Here is an 18,786-nt window from a genome sequence, read left to right as displayed (position 1 = left end):
ATTATTGGTATCTAGGGAAGAATGGATTTTTATGTTAGGTTATAAAAAGAGGTAAAATACAAAATGATTGAGGACGATAGGATGGAATTGGAACAATTGTATCACGACTATAAATCATCTCTCTTTGGACTAGCGTATCGAATGTTAGGGTCCGTTACAGAAGCAGAAGATATCATTCATGATGTTTTTCTAAATTTGCATCAATCAGATTTAGAAAAAATCAATCATGTAAAAACGTATTTAGTAAAGATGGTAACCAATCGATGCATAAATGTTCTAAATTCTGCTCGCCACCAAAAAGAGCAGTATATAGGACCTTGGCTCCCTGAGCCTCTTATGAAAGATTTAGGAAAAGCACCAGATTTTGTGGCCGAAGAAAAAGAAATGATTTCCTATGCTTTCCTTGTATTACTTCAATACCTCTCACCTGTTGAGCGAGCTGTGTTTATTTTAAGAGAAGTGCTATCCTTCGAATATGACGAAATATCAAAAATAATCCATAAAACGGAAGTGAATTGTCGAAAAATCTATAGTAGAGCCAGAAAAAAACTACCAGAAAAGCAGCCATCGGTCTCATCGCAAGAATCAGGCAACAAACAGCTTGCAGATGCTTTTATTCATTGCCTTCAAACAGGAAACTTTAAGCCTTTTCTGCATTTGATGCTTGAAGATGCACGCATTACCACAGATGGAGGAGGAAAGGTACGAGCTGCGATCAAACCAATCGAAGGCAGATATAATATACTTGCCTTATTAGAAGGGATCTATAGGAAAGGAGAGCTTCGAGGCGAATTAAGTACTGTTCAGTTAAATGGAGAAATTGGGTTATTGCTTACGAAACGAAATAAGATAGTTTTATCTATTTGTTTTGAATTTGATCCGATTCATTCTGGTATTAAAAACATTTACATGGTTGCAAATCCAGAAAAACTAAAACATCTTAGCCTCTAAAAAATGAATGTCACAAAATAAAATAGATGTTTGTCTATTACTATGCAAGAAATTTTTTAGAGGAGAGATGATAAATGAAAATACTAGTAATTGTAGCCCATCCAAATCTTTCAGCCTCGCAGGCAAATAAGAGATGGACAGAAGTTATAGAAAAAGAAAATGGAGTGACGGTACATCGATTGTACGAGATTTATCCAGACTGGAACATAGATGTGAAAAGAGAGCAGCAACTCGTTGAAGATCATGATCGAATTATTCTGCAATTTCCATTTTATTGGTGCAGTTGTCCTCCGCTTCTTAAAAAATGGCTTGATGACGTGTTAGCCTATGGCTGGGCATATGGATCAAAGGGGAAAAAAATGCATGGCAAAGAGTTGATGATCGCAACTTCTACTGGCGAGCCGTTAACCGAATATCGACCAGAGGGTGAAATGAAATACACGATAAATGAACTACTTCGCCCATTCGAAATCACAATGAATTATGTCGGTGCTGTTTTTCTCCCACCGTTTGCTTTTGGTGGTATACATGCACCAAGTGATGAAACAATTGAGCATAGTGCTCAGTTATATGTAGAACATGCTTTAAATAAAAATTTTCTTTCTTTGAAGAAACAAGTAAGGGTTTAATTTTATTTTACAAAAGAGGCCGTTGCATTATTCGTATCAAAAGCGCAGATGTGCGCCTCAGACAAGGGCACATCTGCGCTTTGAGTGGATGGAGCGTTCTTTGTATTTTCCCACCACAGACGCGGAAAACATAGCGCAACTTGCCACTATAGTGGCATAGTGCGACTTGTGCCGTAGGCACATATATCAAGCGACTTTATCCAGTTTTCTAATTTATTTATGCAACAACCTCAAAAGAAATAAACATTTGAGGTAAGAGGAATTCATATCATATGGAGAAGATGATTTCTGTATTTACAAGAGGTCATCTTTTTTAATTCCAATGAGATTTAGTCTGCACTTTTTTTGGGGATGAAAGAATACCAAATAACCATTATTCACATGAAAATAGGGATAAAACAATATTTGGTTGCATAAGTTTTGCTAAGAGGTGATGACATCATGGCAGTTATCCGCTATAAGCCAGAAGAGGTGCAGCTTTTGGCTCGATTGATGCGAGCTGAAGCAGAAGAAGATGGAAATACAGGCATGCTTTTGGTGGGCAATGTCGGAGTCAATCGAGTGAAGGTAAGATGTTTAGACTTTAAAGATATCGATACGATTACGAAAATGGTGTTCCAGAAACCGGGTGGCTTTGAAGCTACTACAAGACCATATTTTTATCAGCGGGCTAGAGATCGAGAGGTTCGTTTAGCACAACAAGTGATTGATGGCAGACGGCAAGACCCAGGGACAAATGCGCTGTGGTTTTTTAAGCCACCAGGAAATTGCCCGCCAAAGTGGTTCGGTCAAGCAGGTAGCGGAAGATACAAAGCTCATTGTTTCTATGTACCTACAACAAGAAGTTGTCCAGAAGTATATTAAAAAGGAGAGTGGGGGTTACATATGTATTGGTATGATCCGTATGGTGCATACTTGGCAAATCAGCCACAAGAACCAGGAGTCTCACAGCAGGCTGCTAGGAAATACTCAGAAGATTTACTCTCTAAAAACGTTGGGCAAACGATTACCGTTTATCTTACTTATGAGAAGAACAGAGAGAGGAACAGCCGAGTAGTGTATGGAGTGTTGCGTCAGGTTGGACGTGATTTTATTTTGGTCACAGATCAAGAGACTGGAAAAGACAATATGTTACTCAATATCAACGTGGATTTTATTGAATTTAATAATAGAGCGCATTTAGCTAGTAAAAAATAATTGCAATCCTAATAATAAAAACACCAGCACCAAGCCATTAAGCGAGTAACACTTTTTACTTGGACCTGTCTAACAGAAAAATGATTTACAAACATATATTCTAGTGATAAACTTCGATTAGTAGATGGTATGTTGAGTTCATTCTTATATAAAAACTGGTGTGACGGAAATAGCACCAAACAAAAGGTCTGTTATCCAAATAATCACAATTTTAACCTTGTAGAGTTTCAAAATACATCTTGTCCATAATAGATAAGCTGGAAAAAGAGCCAACATGGCTCCTTTTTTTGGGTAGATAAGAAAATAAACTTATCGTATCTATATAAAACTCGCAAAAATTAAAAACATATCAGCACGTTTTTTTGCAAAAATTTTATATTGTTTCAAAGGATGTGATAAAAAATGGAAGAAAATAAAAAAACTACTACTTCTGTGGGAGTAATAGAGGTACCTTTTGAGCCGATAGAAGTAGAAAATTCTACAAAAACAAAACAAACCATCCATCCTGACTTATTAGATCCAAACAAATCGATGTGGAAACCCATCATTGTTTTTCTTATACCGCTAATGCTCAGCAATATCCTTCAATCGCTAGGCGGAGTCGTAAGTACGATGATCATAGGTCAAGGGTTGGGAGAAACTTCTCTTGCTGCCGTTAGTACTATTTTGCCTGTAAGTTTCTTTCTGATTTCCTTAGTAATTGGTCTGGGATCAGGAAGTTTAGTACTGATCGGACAGGCGTATGGAGCTGGAAAAACAAATGAACTGACGAAAACAGTAGATACCACAATCAAATTTTCTTTTTTACTCGGTGTAGTAATGGCGATTATCGGTGTTGTTTTTATAGATGGCATTCTACAGTTGATCGGAGCCGCTCCGACGATCCGACCAGAAGCGTCTGAGTTTGGAAAGATTATCTTTGCAAGTCTGCCACTAGTGTTCGTCTATGTAAGTTATACAACGATTTTAAGAGGTACAGGAGATGCAAAGACACCCTTTGTCTTTTTGTTGATCAGCACCGTTTTAAATATTGTCCTCACACCTGCATTCACTTTTGGTTGGATTGGGTTGCCGCAGATGGGGCTTACTGGGGCAGCCATTTCCAATGTTTTAGCAACTTTGATCTCTTTTATAGCGCTGCTGTTTTACCTAAAATGGAAAAAGCATGTTTTGGCTTTAGATCGAAGCTTTTTTCGTAACTTGAAACTAAACCTACCCATATTGAAGTTATTGATAAAGATCGGTATTCCATCCAGTGTGCAGATGATCGCGATTTCGTTATCGGAAGTAGCAGTGATATTTTTAGTTAATCAGCATGGTGAACAGGCAACTGCGGCATATGGAGCAGTGATTCAAGTGCTTAACTTTGTTCAGATGCCAATGCTAAGTCTGGGCATGGCGGCAGGTGTGTTTGCAGCACAATTTGTCGGTGCTCAAGCGAGCCATCGATTGCAATCCCTATTGCGACATGCACTGGGACTCAATTATTTGATTGGAATTGTTTTGATCGGTGTGGTCTATTTGTTTAGTAATCCTATTTTGTATTGGTTTCTAAGTGATTCCTCCACCGTTGCGATGGCACATGATGTGTTATTTGCAGTTTTATGGGCGATGATGATCATGGGGAATGCGATGATTTTATCAAGTATCATGCGTGGAACAGGGACTGTGGTCATACCAACCATCATCATCATTAGTTGTATCTGGTTGGTTATGGTACCAGTAGCGGCAGTATTATCGGGACCATTGGGTTTGCTTGGTATTTGGCTCTCTTATCCAATTTCCGATATTATCATGCTTATTGTTCTCTATGTATTTTATCGATATGTGTGGAAACAAAAACAACATGGAAGTTTATTTGCATCATAAGGGGAGGGGCTACAGCCCCTTTTTTGTTTTTTTTCTTTAATCATAGACAGCTTTTGGAAATATAACTTGTGAAGAAGCCTAGTTCCCTAGTTGGTGCCCCCTCGCGTTTGGCAAGGGAGCGCAGACAAGTAAAGATCAGCTTACCTACGACGGTCAGATCGTTTTCTTGCAGCCCAGAAGGTGGCCTGTTGTTCAGCTGTCTCTCCTGATTGCTTTTGCAGTCGACGAGTCAGCTTCTCATCTGGCGGCATAGTTACATCGGAGAAACCTTTGGCTCGCAAGGCTGTCTTGACCTCTTCGAGACTTGCCATTTACCTTACTTATCCTTTCGGGTGAGTGACACTGTTCCCTATTCATCATTATAACGAATAGAAAGATACTTGAAAATTAGGACTAATATTTTTTGTTCTTATGCGGAGTGATCCATTTCTTTTGAAACGACTTGTCTTTCTCCAAGTAAGGCCACTAGCAGTGCTTTTTGGGCATGTAGTCTGTTTTCTGCTTGGTTGAACACGACTGATTGTGGACCATCTAGCACTTCTGCTGTTACTTCCCATTCTCGATAGGCAGGTAAGCAATGCAAGAAGATAGCATCCGTTTTGGCTTTGTCCATCAATGCTTGATTCACTTGATAGTCCATGAAATCCTGAAGTCGCTTTTCTTTTTCCTTTTCTTGCCCCATACTCGCCCATACATCTGTATAAATTGCATCAGCATTTTCAGCAGCGGTATATGGATTTGGATGGAATGTAATGGTAGAACCTGTTTTTTTCGCTAATTCATTTGCTTCTTTCCAAACGATCGGCAGTGGTTCATAACCAGGTGGAGTGGAGATAGCTAGATGAATACCAGTAGCGGCAGCTCCATGCATGAGAGAGTGGAGCACATTGTTCCCATCCCCAATATAAGCCAGTTTTAGACCGCTCAGATTTCCCTTTTCTTCTTGTAATGTCAAAAGATCAGCAAGAGCTTGACACGGATGATAGTGATCTGTTAATCCGTTGATGATAGGAATGGACGTATGTTTAGCCAACGTTTCTACCGTTTGGTGATCAAATGTACGAATTAAAATGCCGTCAATATAGCGGGAGAGTACCTTTGCCGTATCTTCAACCGTTTCCCCTCTCCCCATCTGAATATCTTGGCGATTGAGATTCATTACATGTCCGCCTAATTGCACCATGCCTACTTCGAAGGAAACTCTCGTTCTAGTGGAAGGCTTATCAAAAATCATCGCCAGTGTTTTTCCAGCTAAAGGCTGATATGTTGTCCCATTCTTATGGTCTTTTTTTAGTACATAGGCAAGATCTAACAAGCTAGTAATTTCTTCAGGTGAGAAATCCGTTAATGTTAACAAATCTTTCCCCTCACATGATGTGAGTTGAGGTGGAATCGTCAAGATATTCATTTACATAACCAACTCCTGTTTCGTTTTTTAGTTTCACAGGTCCATGCTGATCGCCATAATGAATAATTATACATTTCTATATATATTTATTCAATTTCTTTTTTAATTTTTTGATAGCCTCCCATTATGCCTTATTATCGAAGGATGAGGACAAGAAATAAGCGGAATATGGTATGTAAAAACAAAAGTTTATTTGTAACATAAGGGGTTTTGTCTTTTTTTTGTATTATAATAAAATATATAGTTCACTGTTATTTCGTCCGAAAAAGAGAGAAAATAGACTGGAGTAATTCATATTCCTAACCGAAATATTAGAGAGAAAAACGAAGGATGGAGATGTAAGTTTTCATTGCTTGATAAATCTTTATTCGATTGAGAGGAGCAACGGACAGAAGGAGGCATACAAGTGATAGAAGCATACTTGTCCATATGAACAAGCCACCATGTAATGTTTCAAAATAAACGCTACATAGTGGTATAAAAGTAAGATGATCCATACATTTATAGAAGAAAAATAGATTCTTTTTAACTGGGAGTGTAGTCATTGCCACCAATATTCATTCAGTGGATTCGATTTCGGGATGATATAGGTAGTATCATTTTGTTTTTTTACCAATGGTTAAAAACGGGGAAATTACCGGATATTCATTATATCCGTACACGAAAGAGCCCGATTGAACGAAAACTCTATGTTGCATTAAAAAAAGCGGGATATCGTGTGAAAGCACAGTATGTGATGGGACCCTACCGCTGTGATTTAGCAATCACCAAATACAAGCTAGTTATTGAGTGTGATGGTGCAGCTTACCATAGTTCCAAAAAACAAAAAGCGCGTGATCGCAAGAAAGCATACTATATTCGCAAAAAACACAAATGGAAGCTATTGCGATTGAAAGGATCACAGATTAATAGTGATATAGCTAAATGCGTAGAGCAGATACATCTTACTACGGGTCACCATGGCGAGAGCAGAAACGCATTGTAGGTAAAAATAGAGCAAATCATGTAGACAGGCATCAGCTAAAACAACAGATCGAACAATCCAATTAAGATGCTAACAACTTATTATACTACGATGAAATGAGGCAACCTAGCTGGTTGTCTTTATTTTTTATCTCCGTAAGGGAGCGATCCAGATAGAGGATAAAAAACTGTCGGCTTTGTTTGTCTGTCTAAATATTGAATATACAATCCAGTTATAGTTACGCAAGCTCCTTTTACGCGGCATTCTGTATAAATGAAATTATTTTTTCATTCACTTCATCTGGAAACTCACCGTTTATCGCATGGGATGCATCAGGCCAAACTTCTATTTGAATGTTTCGAACCAATTTTTTCCCTCGTTTCACTGCTTTCTCAGAATTATGCATGGTACTCTTTCCAGCCATTATTGCAAGGATTGGAACATCCAGATCCTCTAACTCTGAATCTTTGAAAGGAGCAGGAATCGGTAATTTAACCTTGTAGTTGCTCATTCCTGATTCGATTAATTTAGCGATAGGATCACTATCATTTACTTCGGCACCACCAGAGATATAGCTCAACATCTTTTCTCGAATAAACTTTGGGACAAAAGGAATAGATGCTGGGATAGATGCTGCAATCATCTTGAAGGAAATTGGTTCAAATACAAAAACAGGGTCTAACAAGCTAATAGAGGCGATTTGTTGAGGGTGAAGCAGTGCTAAATTCATTGCATTCCATCCGCCAAAAGAGACTCCCATCAAATGAACTTTTTCTAGTTTTAAGTGGACAAGCACTTCATGGAGCCATTTTGCTTGATCAAACCGATTTTCTATTCGCCTAGTTTGTTCACTCATTCCAGGTTCACCAAGTGCATCTATCGTATAAACAGGTCTTTCCTTCATCAATCCTTCCAAATTTGGTTTCCACATGGGGGTGGACGCAGATCGTCCAGGTAATAAGAGTAGAGGCTCTTTGTGTTCATTTTCTTTTTTATAAAAAGAATAGACACTTACGATACCATATTGGGTTTTAATATTATTTATTTTGTTCGGTTTCGGAAGTTGGCTTATCGCTTCGTTGTAAGCTTGATAGAAGTCTGTTTTTGCTTTTTCAGATATAAAGTTCCCTATATTTTTCTCTGGATTTTCCATTTATCTAATCGTCCTTTTTTGTAAGATAATATTGATGTGCCTTCTCCATGAAATTAACACAATAATCCATTAAGAATTTATCTTCTGTGGGCCATAAATGACTTTCTTTATATGTTTTCGTGTATGCCTCCATTATTTCTGGACTATTATTTGTCGCCAAATGAACAAAGGCATGCCATTTTTCGCCCAGTTGATAACCTGCTTTACTTTCCGGTTTGATGTGGTTTTTTATGAGGCAAAAAGCTTCTAAAACCAATCGTTTCCATCGCCAATAGACTTCCACCACTTCTCCATCGTCAGTAAATCTATCTTGAAATACTGATGTTGTCTCAGGATCAAAATCGATATTTGCATAAGTGAAGATCGAATCTTTGTTTAGATTTATGGTTACCTTTATCATCTCTTCCAGATCATAAAGCTCATGAATATCTATTGTGGATAGGATTGCATCAATTACTGCAATACTTGTTTTTATTTCCATCTCTTTTTTGAACAATATTTCTTTTTGAATTTTTAACATGTGTTTTAAATCATTATTATCCTCATGATGAACGAGATACTTCTTTATATCATTTAAAGACATTCCTATTTTTTTATAAAAAAGAATTTGTTGTAACTTCACCAAATCATTTTCTGTGTAAAATCTGGAGTTTTTATTAGTTTTTCGTTTCGCAGCAAGTAAATGAATATGGTCATAATATTGGATTGTTCTAACTGTTACACCTGCAATCTTTGCTAATTCACCTACCGTATACATTTTCTGACTCCTCCTCTATACATGATTAAAGCACATGACATAACGTCATGTGCAAGAGTAGAAGTTAGTAAAAAAGTATAGGCAGATAAAAATAAGTGATAAATTAGATAAAATGCTTTATAGTGTTGGATGTTTTTGATATAGATATATCTTTGTTAAAACGATAACACCTCATATAATCTCTTCTCATCTATCTCCGAAGAACTATTATCAAATTGTCTCCTTTCAGCGCCTTCCCACAAGCATTTTCTTTCTTTGATACTCTCTACATAAGTATTCCAATTGGCAAATTTCCATAGATCTCTATCAAGTTCCCTAGAGTGCATTCTCTCTTTTAAAACAGCAAAATCAATTGTGACTTGTAATACCAGAGGTTTTATATTTGTCCATTCGTATCTTTCTTTTAACTGGTGGATATAATCGCTATTTGAAAAATAAGCGAGAAAAGGGGCATCTAAAATGACGGATTGCCCAAGCTGTAGATTATCATTTGCAATATCAAGCAATGTTTGATATTCCAAGTCCATCACAACATCGTTATAAAATTCATTGCCATCTCGTTCATGAGGAGAGTATCCTTTTGACTCTAATAGCTGACCAGTAAATTTGTTGCAAATCATATCTTTATCTAAGTAACAGAAATGATATTTGGATGCGATACGTTTACCTATCGTGGATTTTCCTGATGCAGCTGCACCAATCAAAAAGATGACAGTTGGTTCCAACATCTGATCCTCCTTAAAATGAAAGCGTTATTATATTCACATATACGAATTGAATTCTCTATTGCGAAGTTCCCCCATTAGCTTATACTGATTTACGATATAATTCAACATCATAATTCATTTATTATATTTACAAATAGTAACCTTGAAAAAGGTTATTGAACTAACCGCCATAATATAATATGCTAAAACCACGAAATCGAAATACCGAAATAATTTCACATATGTGAATCATAGATTGAGGAGTGTATATGGAAAAACTTCGTATCAATAAATCAGCAGAACGCACGTTGGATTTGCTAGTTCTACTTTCTAAAAGTAATTCAGCTTTAACGTTAAACGAAATTTGTACCGCGATGAACATGCCTAGGAGCAGTGGATATGAGTTGGTACAGACTTTACTCTATAAAGGCTTTATTGAATTTGAAGATCAGCGGTTAAAAACTTATCGGTTAGGACTTGGGGCTTTTGAAACAGGTATGTCCTATCTTTCTAATATGGGAATTCCTCAATTAGCAAGACCATTTTTACAGGAGTTGAATCGTAAAACGGGAAGTACGGTTTTTTTGGGGATAGAAGATAGGGGGAAAGTTGTTTATCTAGATAAAGCAGAAAGTGATTCTGTCATGCGACCGACAGCCAAGCTTGGGTCTCGACGATTATTGCATACAACTGGTCTTGGAAAAGCATTATTAGCTGCAATGCCAACCGAAAAAATTCAATACATTTACAGTGATAATGAGATTATGAGTAAAACACCTTATTCAAAAGTGACTCTGTCGGATATTTTGCAAGATAGGAAGGAAATACGCGAACGGGGTTACTCGATTGACGATCGCGAAGATAATTTAGAGATGTACTGCATCGGTTCCGCTATCTATGATCATACAAACCAACCTGTGGCAGCGATCAGTGTGGCAAGTATTTACTCTACTATATCAGCAGAACGAAAAGAAATGATCATTCAATTAGTGAAAGAAACAGCATGGAAGCTTTCTCGACAGCTCGGTTACAGTGGTGAGAGGCTGTATATGGATGAATGATAGGGCGTATGGAATATACGCTAAGATAACAATTTTGATGGAGGCAAGAACAAATGTGGAGAAAGCTGGAAAACTTAAATAAAATCGTGCAAACGGGTATCGTTCTCATCATACGTTCAGAAAGTGAGCAAGAGGCATTAAAAGTTGCAGAAGCTGCGATTGAAGGCGGTATTCAGGCATTAGAAATCACCATGAGTGTACCAAATGCACTTGATGTTATCCAAATACTAGCAAAGAAATATGCAGATTCAGGGATTTTAATTGGAGCAGGTACAATATTGGATGGAGAAACGGCTAGGGCGGCTATTTTAGCAGGAGCTGAGCTTTTAGTCAGTCCACATTTAAATCACGAAATAATCAAGGTTGCTAACCGTTACCAAGCGATAACGATAAGTGGTGCTTTTACTCCAAAAGAGATAGTGGAGACATTGGAAGCAGGTGCTGATTTCGTAAAGTTGTTCCCTGCTGAAGGATTAGGTCCTCAATATGTAAAATCAATCCAATCACCACTGCCACAAGCACCAATTATACCAACAGGTGGAGTTACTCCGCAAAATGTGTCTGAATGGATAAATGCTGGCTGTGTGGGAGTGGGAGTAGGAAGCTATATTTCAAAAGCTGCTCAAAAAGACGGCGATTTTGACAAAGTAACAGTTGCAGCAAAAGAATTTCTCCAGGCTGTTGCCATAGTGAGGTAGAGTTCACCGTAGGTATTTTAAAATAGCACGCCTTCGGGTGTGTAGCTTTAAAGGAGGTGGGACAACAAGCATAAATTGAAAGCGTATACACCTGTGAAAGTATGAGACGATCATTTTACAACAAGGAGTGACTGACAATCATGGCTGATCAGCAGACCGAAACATTACGAATAGATTCAGCAGTAAACAAGAAGCGCTGGTTTTTTGTCATTCTAATTTTAGTTGGAGCTGTTATAAACTATTTAGATCGATCAAATTTAAGTGTAGCCAATACTACCATTGCCAAAGAGTTTGGTTTATCTCCGTTAGAAATGGGTGTATTGTTGTCCGCTTTCTTATGGCCGTATGCATTGGCTAACCTTCCTGCTGGTTGGTTAGTGGACAAATTTGGTCCCAAAAAAATGTTTGCATGGGCTAGTGGTCTATGGTCTGCGGTTACGATTGCAACCGCTTTTACAAATACTTACTCGCTTTTCTATACGATGCGGGTGTTACTGGGGGTTTCAGAGTCACCTTTCTTTCCATCAGCGGTAAAAGCAGTTAACAATTGGTTTTCAAAGAAAGATCGTGGAACACCATTGGCTATTATCAATACAGGTTCACAGATTGCCAATGGGATTGCACCACCATTACTAACAGCACTGATGCTAGCTTTTTCTTGGAAGATTATGTTTATTATCGTTGGTGTGGCAGGGATAGTTGTGATGGTTGTATGGTTGATGACATATCGCGATCCAAAAAAGAACGAAATAATGGTTGAAGTGCAGAAACTCTCTGAAGCAAAAGAAACTGAGGCACAAGTAAGATGGCGTGATCTGTTTAAATTCAAATCTACTTGGTACATGATTATCGGTAACTTTGGTCTTGTATATACGATGTGGACATTTTTAACATGGCTTCCTGGTTATTTGGAAACAGATCGTGGTTTAAGTTTAATGAAGACAGGGTGGATTGCTTCGATTCCATTTTTAGTGGGAATTATCGGTGTTCCACTTGGGGGTATTATATCTGATTATTTTATTCGAAAAGGGTTTCAACCCATTAAAGCTCGTAAAATTCCACTTGTCTGCGGTGCAATCATAGCAGCGATTGCGGTTATTCCGATTCCATATGTGAAAGATATTAATACTTGTGTCGCATTATTATCCCTCGCATATTTCGCCTCTTCTGTTCCGACAGGTGTGATATGGACGTTGGCGACTGACGTAGCACCCAAAAATATGGTAGCTTCTCTAGGTTCGATTCAAAACTTTGGTGGTTTTATTGGAGCAGCGTTAGCCCCAATTGTTACAGGTGCTGTAGTACAATCCACAGGATCTTTTGAATATGTATTTCTTATTGGTGCAGTTTTGTTAATTGTTTCCGCCATAAGCTATGGGTTTTTCCTCAAAAAACCAATTGTTTCTTAAAATAGTTTTGTAAATAGAATCAAGGGAAGAGAGTCAGTCCTTTTAATAGCCCGTTCCTACGCAATAGGACCTATTTTACATTTTAAATAGGTTCTATTTTTATTTGATTTTATTATTGATCATTCCGTTAATGGAACTTAGTTTTTTATTCTAATTGTAAACCATAAATATGAAACTAGTTGACAATAGGAGTTTTTAAAATTATCCTAATAAAGAATGTAAATGAGAAAGGAATATGTTTATATGTCATCTTCTTCTATTTTAATTCGAAATATGATACTTGCTGCTTTATTTGCTGCTCTATTAGCAATAAGTGGTCAGATTGCAATCCCGATTGGACCTGTTCCGATCACATTGCAAACGATGATGGTTTTGCTTGTTGGAGCTATTTTAGGTTCTCGTTGGGGGACGATCAGTGTATTTGTTTGGATTTTATTAGCAGCAGTCGGTGCGCCTGTATTAAGCGGTGGTGCTGGAGGAATCGGGATACTATTTGGCCCTACAGGAGGATATATCTTCGGGTTTCTTATCACAGCCTTCTTAGTAGGATGGAGTCTGGAACGAATGGGGAGAAACAAGCAAGTCGCTTGGTGGAAACTACTGCTGGTGTTTTTGATCGGATCAGTAGTAGTTATCAATGCAGTCGGTTTTCCTTGGTTTTTGTTTGTGTCTCATTTACCGTTTAGTATGGATATTTTTAATAAAGTATTTGTGGTGTTTTTGCCGGGGGATATCGCAAAAGCTGTGCTGGCTGCGATTTTGACGTACTCTCTCTATCGTGCAATGCCTTCTTTTTCACCACAGGAAAGAGTAAAGAAAGCAAGTAAAGCGTAGGTTTTTTAAAAGGGTATTGGTATAATGCCAATTAATTCTCAGTGATGGAGAAATGTTTCTGAGTATTATATATTAAAAATCAATCACCAGCTCAATGGATCTGAGGGGGTGGCAAGAAGGTATGGGAAATTGGTACCGGGCAAACCGACGAATCACAAGTTTTGTGATCATCTAAACCCATGAAAAGTTCTGAGGAAGAAAGAATGATCTTTGTGTGCGTTTATCTTTGCTACTTAGCCAGTGTTTTGCTTACGGATGTTGTCCTCAAAAGCAGCCTTGAGTCCTTTTTGTAGGTACTCTTCTTAAGAGCCAGTTCGCTCCAAGTTACCCATAAAGCTTCGAGGTTGTTGGCGCTCCAGTCGTTAGCGAATTTTTCCATCAGACGATCGAAGGAAGCGTTCACGAAACCCACCTAAGACTCCTACTTGTCATGTGTACAATTCTATATATTAAGATTACTATATAATTCACTTCCTTGGGGTACCAAGGGCTATAATCCCTCACCTCTAAGCGTTAGTTAGGTGGAGGGAAGGTTCAATTTTTATATATGCTATAGGTGGTATTGGGGTCATCCATATAGTAAGCATTGGTTGGTTTACGATCGTCTCCACATGACGATTGATCTAGAAACATTCGTTCTCTTCTGTTTCCTTTTTACCATATGATTTAGTGAAAGTGGTTTTGGCTACGATTATTAATATGATTGTTTATCGAACATTGCCAGTTTTTTCGCCGTGCTCGTCGATAAGGGGAAATATGGATAAAAAACGTATGAGAAGCCCATACGTTTTTTAATAGGTTAGTTGTCTCGTTTGTTCAAACTGTGCTATCTTGTCTTCATGTTGAAGCGTCAGACCAATAAAATCCAACCCATTAACGAGGCAGTGTTGACGATATGGGTCAAGAGAAAAAGTAGTTTGGAAACCGTAATCATCTGTAACTACCAAGTTTTCCACATCTACTGTTATTTGATAGCCGTCATATTTAGCTGCTCGCTCAAACAATTCCTGTACTTCCTTTTCAGGAAGCACAAGTGGCAACATTCCATTTTGAAAACAATTGTTATAAAAAATATCTGCAAAAGATGGGGCAATGACCACCCGAAAGCCAAAGTCAGTCAAAGACCATGGAGCGTGCTCACGGGAAGAACCACAGCCAAAGTTTTCTCGTGCTAAAAGAATAGATGTTCCTTTATAAGCAGGTTGATTGAGGACAAATGCAGGATTAGGGTTGCCTGCTTCATCAAAACGCCACTCATAAAATAGGAATTGACCAAAACCGGAGCGCTCAATTCGTTTTAAAAATTGCTTTGGGATAATAGCATCTGTATCAACATGTGCACGATCAAGTGGTGCGACAATGCCTCGATGTTTACGAAGGGATTCCATTGGTCTGCCCCTTTCTATTGAAATTCCAATTACGGATATCTACAAAGTGTCCTTTGATCGCTGCTGCTGCTGCCATTACAGGGCTAACCAAGTGAGTTCGACCACCCCGGCCTTGCCGACCTTCGAAGTTACGATTGGAAGTAGAAGCGCAGCGTTCACCAGGTTGGATAATATCTGGATTCATCCCTAAGCACATACTACAACCAGCTTCACGCCACTCGAAGCCTGCATCCAAGAAAATTTGATGCAAACCTTCTTCTTCTGCTTGTTCCTTCACTTGTTGGGAACCAGGTACAACCATCGCTTGAACGGTTGCTGCTACTTGGTATCCAGCGACTACTTCTGCTGCCGCTCGTAAGTCTTCGATACGGGAGTTGGTACAGGAACCGATGAAGACACGATCGATTGTTATTTCTGATATAGGTGTACCAGCAGTAAGTCCCATATACTCTAGTGCTAACTCAGCTGCTTTTTGTTCTGTATTCGTTTCAAAAGAAGATGGATCTGGAACCAATTTAGTTATATCTGCTCCCATACCTGGGCTTGTTCCCCATGTTACTTGTGGAGCGATCTCATTGACATCTATTTCGACACGCGCATCATAAGTAGCCCCTTCATCGGTTACAAGTTCTTTCCAAGCGGCGATTGCTTGTTCCCATGCGCTCCCTTTAGGGGAATGTTTGCGACCGAGCAAGTAAGAGAAAGTGGTCTCATCTGGAGCGATCATGCCTGCACGAGCACCAGCCTCGATCGACATATTACAGATGGTCATGCGTTCTTCCATCGACATGTTACGGATTACTTCACCGGTATATTCGACGACATAGCCAGTCGCACCAGCAGTTCCAATTTGATTGATCAGATGCAGCACAACATCTTTTGCTGTTACTCCATAAGGTAGTTTTCCTTTAAAATGCACTTCCATTGTTTTTGGTTTAGCTTGTGGCAAACACTGAGTAGCCATCACATGCTCAACTTCACTAGTGCCGATCCCAAAAGCTAAAGCACCAAAAGCCCCATGAGTGGAAGTATGACTATCTCCGCAGACAATTGTTTTACCTGGAAGGGTAAGCCCAAGCTCTGGTCCGATCACATGGACTATTCCTTGATTTCTACTATCCAAGTCGTATAAAGTTATTTTATGATTTTGACAATTTTCTCTCAGCGTTTCAATCTGCTGGCGTGAGATCGGATCAGCGATAGGTAATGATCGATCTGTCGTAGGAATATTATGATCTACGGTTCCCACCGTTAAGTCTGGTCTGCGAATGGATCGCCCTGCTAACCGCAATCCTTCAAATGCTTGAGGAGATGTGACTTCGTGTATCAAATGCAGATCTATGTAGAGGAGAGATGGTTTACCGCTTTCTTGGTGGACGACATGTGAATCCCAAATCTTATCAAACAACGTACGTTTTGATGTCATTCTTATTCTCTCCCATCTCTAAATAATTGATAAAAATTATATAATTAATAAAGAAGGACTTCAAGCTGAAAATGAAAAAAATAACCATACTTCAATATTTTTGCGGTATAATACAGCATGAAAAAAGGCTAGTGAAGGAGCGCAACAAATGAATTTGCAAAAGTATTATCCATTGATGCGTTTTTGCATCGTAGGGGTTGTAAATACTGGTACTTACTATGGGCTTTACCTTCTATTTTTACATGTTTTTCATTTGATATATCTCGTTTCCCATATCAGTGCTTTTGTGCTCAGTATGATTGGCTCGTACTTTATGAATACGTATTTTACTTATAAAACAAAACCAAGTCTTAAGAAATTTTTTCAATTTCCCCTTACTTATGTGGTAAATGTTACCGTAACGACCAGCAGTGTGTATTTGCTTGTTGATAAACTAGGAATGGATGAAAATATAGCTCCTCTGCTGGCTTCTTTGATTGCAATTCCATTTACGTATGTAGTATCAAAGAAGATATTGGTTACCAAGCCGAGCGGTTCTTCTTAAAAAGCTATGAATATATGAAATAAAAGAAGTAAATGAAAAATAGTTTTGGTATAATAAAGAAAATGTTTTTCCCTACAAAGAGAAGGAGAAAGTCGTGAGTCTGCCGGAGGTGGCAAGAAGAGTCTGGAGAGCTACGGTCAGAAGATCTTGATTTGGCTCGAGGATGGGTGCATCCACGTGGAGGCGCGCTCCTAAGTAACAGGCTTTCTTCGATGCCCCTCAAGAACTTGAGTCTTGGAGGGTACTGCTTTGACTAATTTAAGTCGTTTCATGGTTGGATATTTCCATTTCTAAGTAGATATCAAAGAACATTTTTCGTTGATCGAAAAGAACTACATCTTATAATACAATTCACACTTCTTATAATACAATTCACACTTCCAAGCCTCGTTACCAGGATTATCTATCCACTATTATTTACTATGTACATCTAAAAGAGAAGTACTCGATTTGTTTGAAGTAGAAAGCACCTAAAAGCAAAACAAATAGGATTTACAAAATAAATTGTCTTTTCACAATCTCCGAACTAACATATAGGTGACAGGAGTCCCTTTCAAACATACTAAGAGTGTACTGTGTCCGCAAATATAACACCAACCTATCTCACTAATGTAACAATCAAGGGTATCCCCAATAACCTCGAAGTGAAGGTTGATAACGAAGATGAATTCCAAGTTGGATGGGGAGGTTATTACCACGACCCTCTTAATATGGATACAGGGGTAAAGGAATCAAGGACTGACTATCTTATGATAAATAAGAGTGGCTTTACCTATGAAAGGGTGAATGAACAGGGGAAAACGTGTGCCGTATGGAGGAAAATGCACCTTGTCGTAAAAAGCTTCCTGGTACAAATATAGAGGTACATATCAGGTAAGCGAAAAATGCTGGGGTACGCAATTTGACTGCGTACCCAGATTCAGATACCAATAGTAAGTATTTTTTATATAGATATCGCAAAAGAATACCTTATATTTTAATCGAAAGAAGAACTCCGTCTCCTCAGAGACAAGTTCTTTTTATTTTTATATGAATCTAACAATAGTTAAGAAGATTGGAGGGAATGGTAGTTAAGCGATTAGGCTCCCAAGAAAGTCTCATTTATAGTCTTGGTTCATACGCAAACATCAATTTTAAAATCATCTGCATAAAATATCCTTAAAGAGGAAACCTATTAGTCGAATAACGGAAAAGGATGATGTTTATGAAGGGTGTATTAGGTGGTAATCCTCAAAAGGAGCCATTACATTACGGGGAAGTTTTTGATTTATCTACAACTTTAGCAGGACATCAAGCTGTATTGTCTGGCTATCAAGTGTTTATCAATCATACAGGTGATAGTGATTTAAGAAGCTTTTTAGAAGATAAAATTGAAAATGTCATCAGACCTAATATTCAACAACTTACAGAAATATTAAAAGCAAATGGAGTTGCATTACCACCAGCACCACCAGAAAGACCAACAGCAGATTTAGAAGGGATTCCTGCTGGCGCTAGAATCAACGATGCGGAGATTGCTGTCACAGTTTCCAAAGATATTGCAACAGGACTTGTTGCTTACTCTCAAGCAATGGGTAAAGCTATACGTGAAGATATTGCGATGTTGTTCGGACAATTTCATATGGTAGATGCACAATACGGAGCGAAGCTATTAAAAATGTTGAAGAAGAAAGGCTGGCTCGTTCCACCACCACTGCATATAGCCCAAGGATCTCCTGAAGAAGTTCCAGTATAATCAACAGGTTGAACATAGGAAAAAGACCCTTTCGTGATTCAAGAAGGGGTCTTTTT

The 18,786-nt window shown here is 38.4% G+C and carries 19 protein-coding genes; 12 read left to right on the top strand and 7 right to left on the bottom strand.

Features of this window, described 5'->3' with window-relative positions; genetic code table 11:
- Positions 1-63: 63 nt before the first annotated feature.
- From GSM42_RS08665 to GSM42_RS08645, 5 genes are all read left to right on the top strand, one after another.
- On the top strand, positions 64-951 hold the full coding sequence (locus GSM42_RS08665; protein ID WP_237446530.1) for an RNA polymerase sigma-70 factor: 888 nt from the start codon (positions 64-66) through the stop codon (positions 949-951).
- A gap of 74 nt (positions 952-1,025) precedes the next feature.
- Positions 1,026-1,580 (top strand): NAD(P)H-dependent oxidoreductase, encoded by a 555-nt coding sequence (locus GSM42_RS08660; protein WP_160801155.1) that lies wholly within the window; start codon positions 1,026-1,028, stop codon positions 1,578-1,580.
- 441 nt (positions 1,581-2,021) lie between these two features.
- Positions 2,022-2,444, top strand: coding sequence for a cell wall hydrolase (locus GSM42_RS08655; protein ID WP_160801154.1), 423 nt, complete (start codon positions 2,022-2,024; stop codon positions 2,442-2,444).
- Between the two features lie 21 nt (positions 2,445-2,465).
- Positions 2,466-2,777 carry a spore coat protein GerQ gene (locus tag GSM42_RS08650; protein WP_160801153.1) on the top strand — a complete coding sequence of 104 codons (312 nt, stop codon included), beginning with the start codon at positions 2,466-2,468 and terminating at the stop codon, positions 2,775-2,777.
- 402 nt (positions 2,778-3,179) lie between these two features.
- Complete coding sequence (locus GSM42_RS08645; RefSeq protein ID WP_160801152.1) at positions 3,180-4,646, top strand: MATE family efflux transporter; 1,467 nt, start codon at positions 3,180-3,182, stop codon at positions 4,644-4,646.
- A 140-nt stretch (positions 4,647-4,786) separates the two neighbouring features.
- Here the strand turns inward: GSM42_RS08645 and GSM42_RS08640 are convergent, their stop codons facing one another.
- Complete coding sequence (locus tag GSM42_RS08640; protein ID WP_160801151.1) at positions 4,787-4,957, bottom strand: hypothetical protein; 171 nt, start codon at positions 4,955-4,957, stop codon at positions 4,787-4,789.
- Positions 4,958-5,055: 98 nt separating this feature from the next.
- Positions 5,056-6,054: an ornithine carbamoyltransferase gene (gene argF, locus GSM42_RS08635; protein WP_160801150.1), complete on the bottom strand. Its 999-nt coding sequence runs from the start codon at positions 6,052-6,054 to the stop codon at positions 5,056-5,058.
- A gap of 544 nt (positions 6,055-6,598) precedes the next feature.
- On the opposite strand from argF, the gene GSM42_RS08630 reads away from it, so the two are divergent.
- Positions 6,599-7,039 (top strand): endonuclease domain-containing protein, encoded by a 441-nt coding sequence (locus GSM42_RS08630; protein ID WP_160801149.1) that lies wholly within the window; start codon positions 6,599-6,601, stop codon positions 7,037-7,039.
- A 232-nt stretch (positions 7,040-7,271) separates the two neighbouring features.
- On the opposite strand, the gene GSM42_RS08625 is transcribed toward GSM42_RS08630, so the two are convergent.
- The 3 genes from GSM42_RS08625 to GSM42_RS08615 form a co-directional block, all read right to left on the bottom strand.
- Positions 7,272-8,171 carry an alpha/beta fold hydrolase gene (locus GSM42_RS08625; RefSeq protein ID WP_160801148.1) on the bottom strand — a complete coding sequence of 300 codons (900 nt, stop codon included), beginning with the start codon at positions 8,169-8,171 and terminating at the stop codon, positions 7,272-7,274.
- A 4-nt stretch (positions 8,172-8,175) separates the two neighbouring features.
- Positions 8,176-8,928 (bottom strand): MerR family transcriptional regulator, encoded by a 753-nt coding sequence (locus tag GSM42_RS08620; protein ID WP_160801147.1) that lies wholly within the window; start codon positions 8,926-8,928, stop codon positions 8,176-8,178.
- 155 nt (positions 8,929-9,083) lie between these two features.
- On the bottom strand, positions 9,084-9,656 hold the full coding sequence (locus GSM42_RS08615) for a P-loop nucleotide/nucleoside kinase family protein (RefSeq protein ID WP_237446529.1): 573 nt from the start codon (positions 9,654-9,656) through the stop codon (positions 9,084-9,086).
- Between the two features lie 248 nt (positions 9,657-9,904).
- Here GSM42_RS08615 and GSM42_RS08610 point away from each other — a divergent pair, with 248 nt between their 5' ends.
- The 4 genes from GSM42_RS08610 (at position 9,905) to GSM42_RS08595 (ending at position 13,637) form a co-directional block, all read left to right on the top strand.
- On the top strand, positions 9,905-10,696 hold the full coding sequence (locus GSM42_RS08610; protein WP_160801146.1) for an IclR family transcriptional regulator: 792 nt from the start codon (positions 9,905-9,907) through the stop codon (positions 10,694-10,696).
- A 53-nt stretch (positions 10,697-10,749) separates the two neighbouring features.
- A complete protein-coding gene (locus GSM42_RS08605) occupies positions 10,750-11,394 on the top strand; it encodes a bifunctional 2-keto-4-hydroxyglutarate aldolase/2-keto-3-deoxy-6-phosphogluconate aldolase (protein WP_160801145.1) in 645 nt (214 codons plus the stop codon).
- 140 nt (positions 11,395-11,534) lie between these two features.
- Positions 11,535-12,803, top strand: a complete 1,269-nt coding sequence (locus tag GSM42_RS08600) for an MFS transporter (RefSeq protein WP_160801144.1) — start codon at positions 11,535-11,537, stop codon at positions 12,801-12,803.
- A 243-nt stretch (positions 12,804-13,046) separates the two neighbouring features.
- On the top strand, positions 13,047-13,637 hold the full coding sequence (locus GSM42_RS08595) for a biotin transporter BioY (RefSeq protein WP_160801143.1): 591 nt from the start codon (positions 13,047-13,049) through the stop codon (positions 13,635-13,637).
- Between the two features lie 791 nt (positions 13,638-14,428).
- Here GSM42_RS08595 and leuD read toward each other — a convergent pair.
- Both leuD and leuC read right to left on the bottom strand, forming a co-directional pair.
- Positions 14,429-15,025 carry a 3-isopropylmalate dehydratase small subunit gene (leuD, locus tag GSM42_RS08590; protein ID WP_160801142.1) on the bottom strand — a complete coding sequence of 199 codons (597 nt, stop codon included), beginning with the start codon at positions 15,023-15,025 and terminating at the stop codon, positions 14,429-14,431.
- A complete protein-coding gene (gene leuC / locus GSM42_RS08585) occupies positions 15,009-16,451 on the bottom strand; it encodes a 3-isopropylmalate dehydratase large subunit (protein ID WP_160801141.1) in 1,443 nt (480 codons plus the stop codon). The genes leuD and leuC overlap by 17 nt, the downstream gene beginning before the upstream one ends.
- Before the next feature lie 148 nt (positions 16,452-16,599).
- Here leuC and GSM42_RS08580 point away from each other — a divergent pair, with 148 nt between their 5' ends.
- Both GSM42_RS08580 and GSM42_RS08575 read left to right on the top strand, forming a co-directional pair.
- On the top strand, positions 16,600-16,995 hold the full coding sequence (locus GSM42_RS08580; RefSeq protein WP_160801140.1) for a GtrA family protein: 396 nt from the start codon (positions 16,600-16,602) through the stop codon (positions 16,993-16,995).
- A gap of 1,204 nt (positions 16,996-18,199) precedes the next feature.
- Positions 18,200-18,730 (top strand): DUF3231 family protein, encoded by a 531-nt coding sequence (locus GSM42_RS08575; protein WP_160801139.1) that lies wholly within the window; start codon positions 18,200-18,202, stop codon positions 18,728-18,730.
- Positions 18,731-18,786: the final 56 nt, after the last annotated feature.

The organism is Shimazuella alba (assembly GCF_009831235.1).
GTDB classification, from domain to species: Bacteria; Bacillota; Bacilli; order Thermoactinomycetales; family Thermoactinomycetaceae; genus Shimazuella; species Shimazuella alba.
The sequence above is the reverse complement of the archived record's forward strand: the minus strand, read 5'-3'. Positions and strand labels throughout refer to the sequence as shown.

Coding starts and splice junctions, on each gene's coding strand:
- GSM42_RS08665 (WP_237446530.1), top strand. CDS start 64: ATGATTGAGGACGATAGGATGGAATTGGAACAATTGTATCACGACTAT.
- GSM42_RS08660 (WP_160801155.1), top strand. CDS start 1,026: ATGAAAATACTAGTAATTGTAGCCCATCCAAATCTTTCAGCCTCGCAG.
- GSM42_RS08655 (WP_160801154.1), top strand. CDS start 2,022: ATGGCAGTTATCCGCTATAAGCCAGAAGAGGTGCAGCTTTTGGCTCGA.
- GSM42_RS08650 (WP_160801153.1), top strand. CDS start 2,466: ATGTATTGGTATGATCCGTATGGTGCATACTTGGCAAATCAGCCACAA.
- GSM42_RS08645 (WP_160801152.1), top strand. CDS start 3,180: ATGGAAGAAAATAAAAAAACTACTACTTCTGTGGGAGTAATAGAGGTA.
- GSM42_RS08640 (WP_160801151.1), bottom strand. CDS start 4,957: ATGGCAAGTCTCGAAGAGGTCAAGACAGCCTTGCGAGCCAAAGGTTTC.
- argF (WP_160801150.1), bottom strand. CDS start 6,054: ATGAATATCTTGACGATTCCACCTCAACTCACATCATGTGAGGGGAAA.
- GSM42_RS08625 (WP_160801148.1), bottom strand. CDS start 8,171: ATGGAAAATCCAGAGAAAAATATAGGGAACTTTATATCTGAAAAAGCA.
- GSM42_RS08620 (WP_160801147.1), bottom strand. CDS start 8,928: ATGTATACGGTAGGTGAATTAGCAAAGATTGCAGGTGTAACAGTTAGA.
- GSM42_RS08615 (WP_237446529.1), bottom strand. CDS start 9,656: ATGTTGGAACCAACTGTCATCTTTTTGATTGGTGCAGCTGCATCAGGA.
- GSM42_RS08610 (WP_160801146.1), top strand. CDS start 9,905: ATGGAAAAACTTCGTATCAATAAATCAGCAGAACGCACGTTGGATTTG.
- GSM42_RS08605 (WP_160801145.1), top strand. CDS start 10,750: ATGTGGAGAAAGCTGGAAAACTTAAATAAAATCGTGCAAACGGGTATC.
- GSM42_RS08600 (WP_160801144.1), top strand. CDS start 11,535: ATGGCTGATCAGCAGACCGAAACATTACGAATAGATTCAGCAGTAAAC.
- GSM42_RS08595 (WP_160801143.1), top strand. CDS start 13,047: ATGTCATCTTCTTCTATTTTAATTCGAAATATGATACTTGCTGCTTTA.
- leuD (WP_160801142.1), bottom strand. CDS start 15,025: ATGGAATCCCTTCGTAAACATCGAGGCATTGTCGCACCACTTGATCGT.
- leuC (WP_160801141.1), bottom strand. CDS start 16,451: ATGACATCAAAACGTACGTTGTTTGATAAGATTTGGGATTCACATGTC.
- GSM42_RS08580 (WP_160801140.1), top strand. CDS start 16,600: ATGAATTTGCAAAAGTATTATCCATTGATGCGTTTTTGCATCGTAGGG.
- GSM42_RS08575 (WP_160801139.1), top strand. CDS start 18,200: ATGAAGGGTGTATTAGGTGGTAATCCTCAAAAGGAGCCATTACATTAC.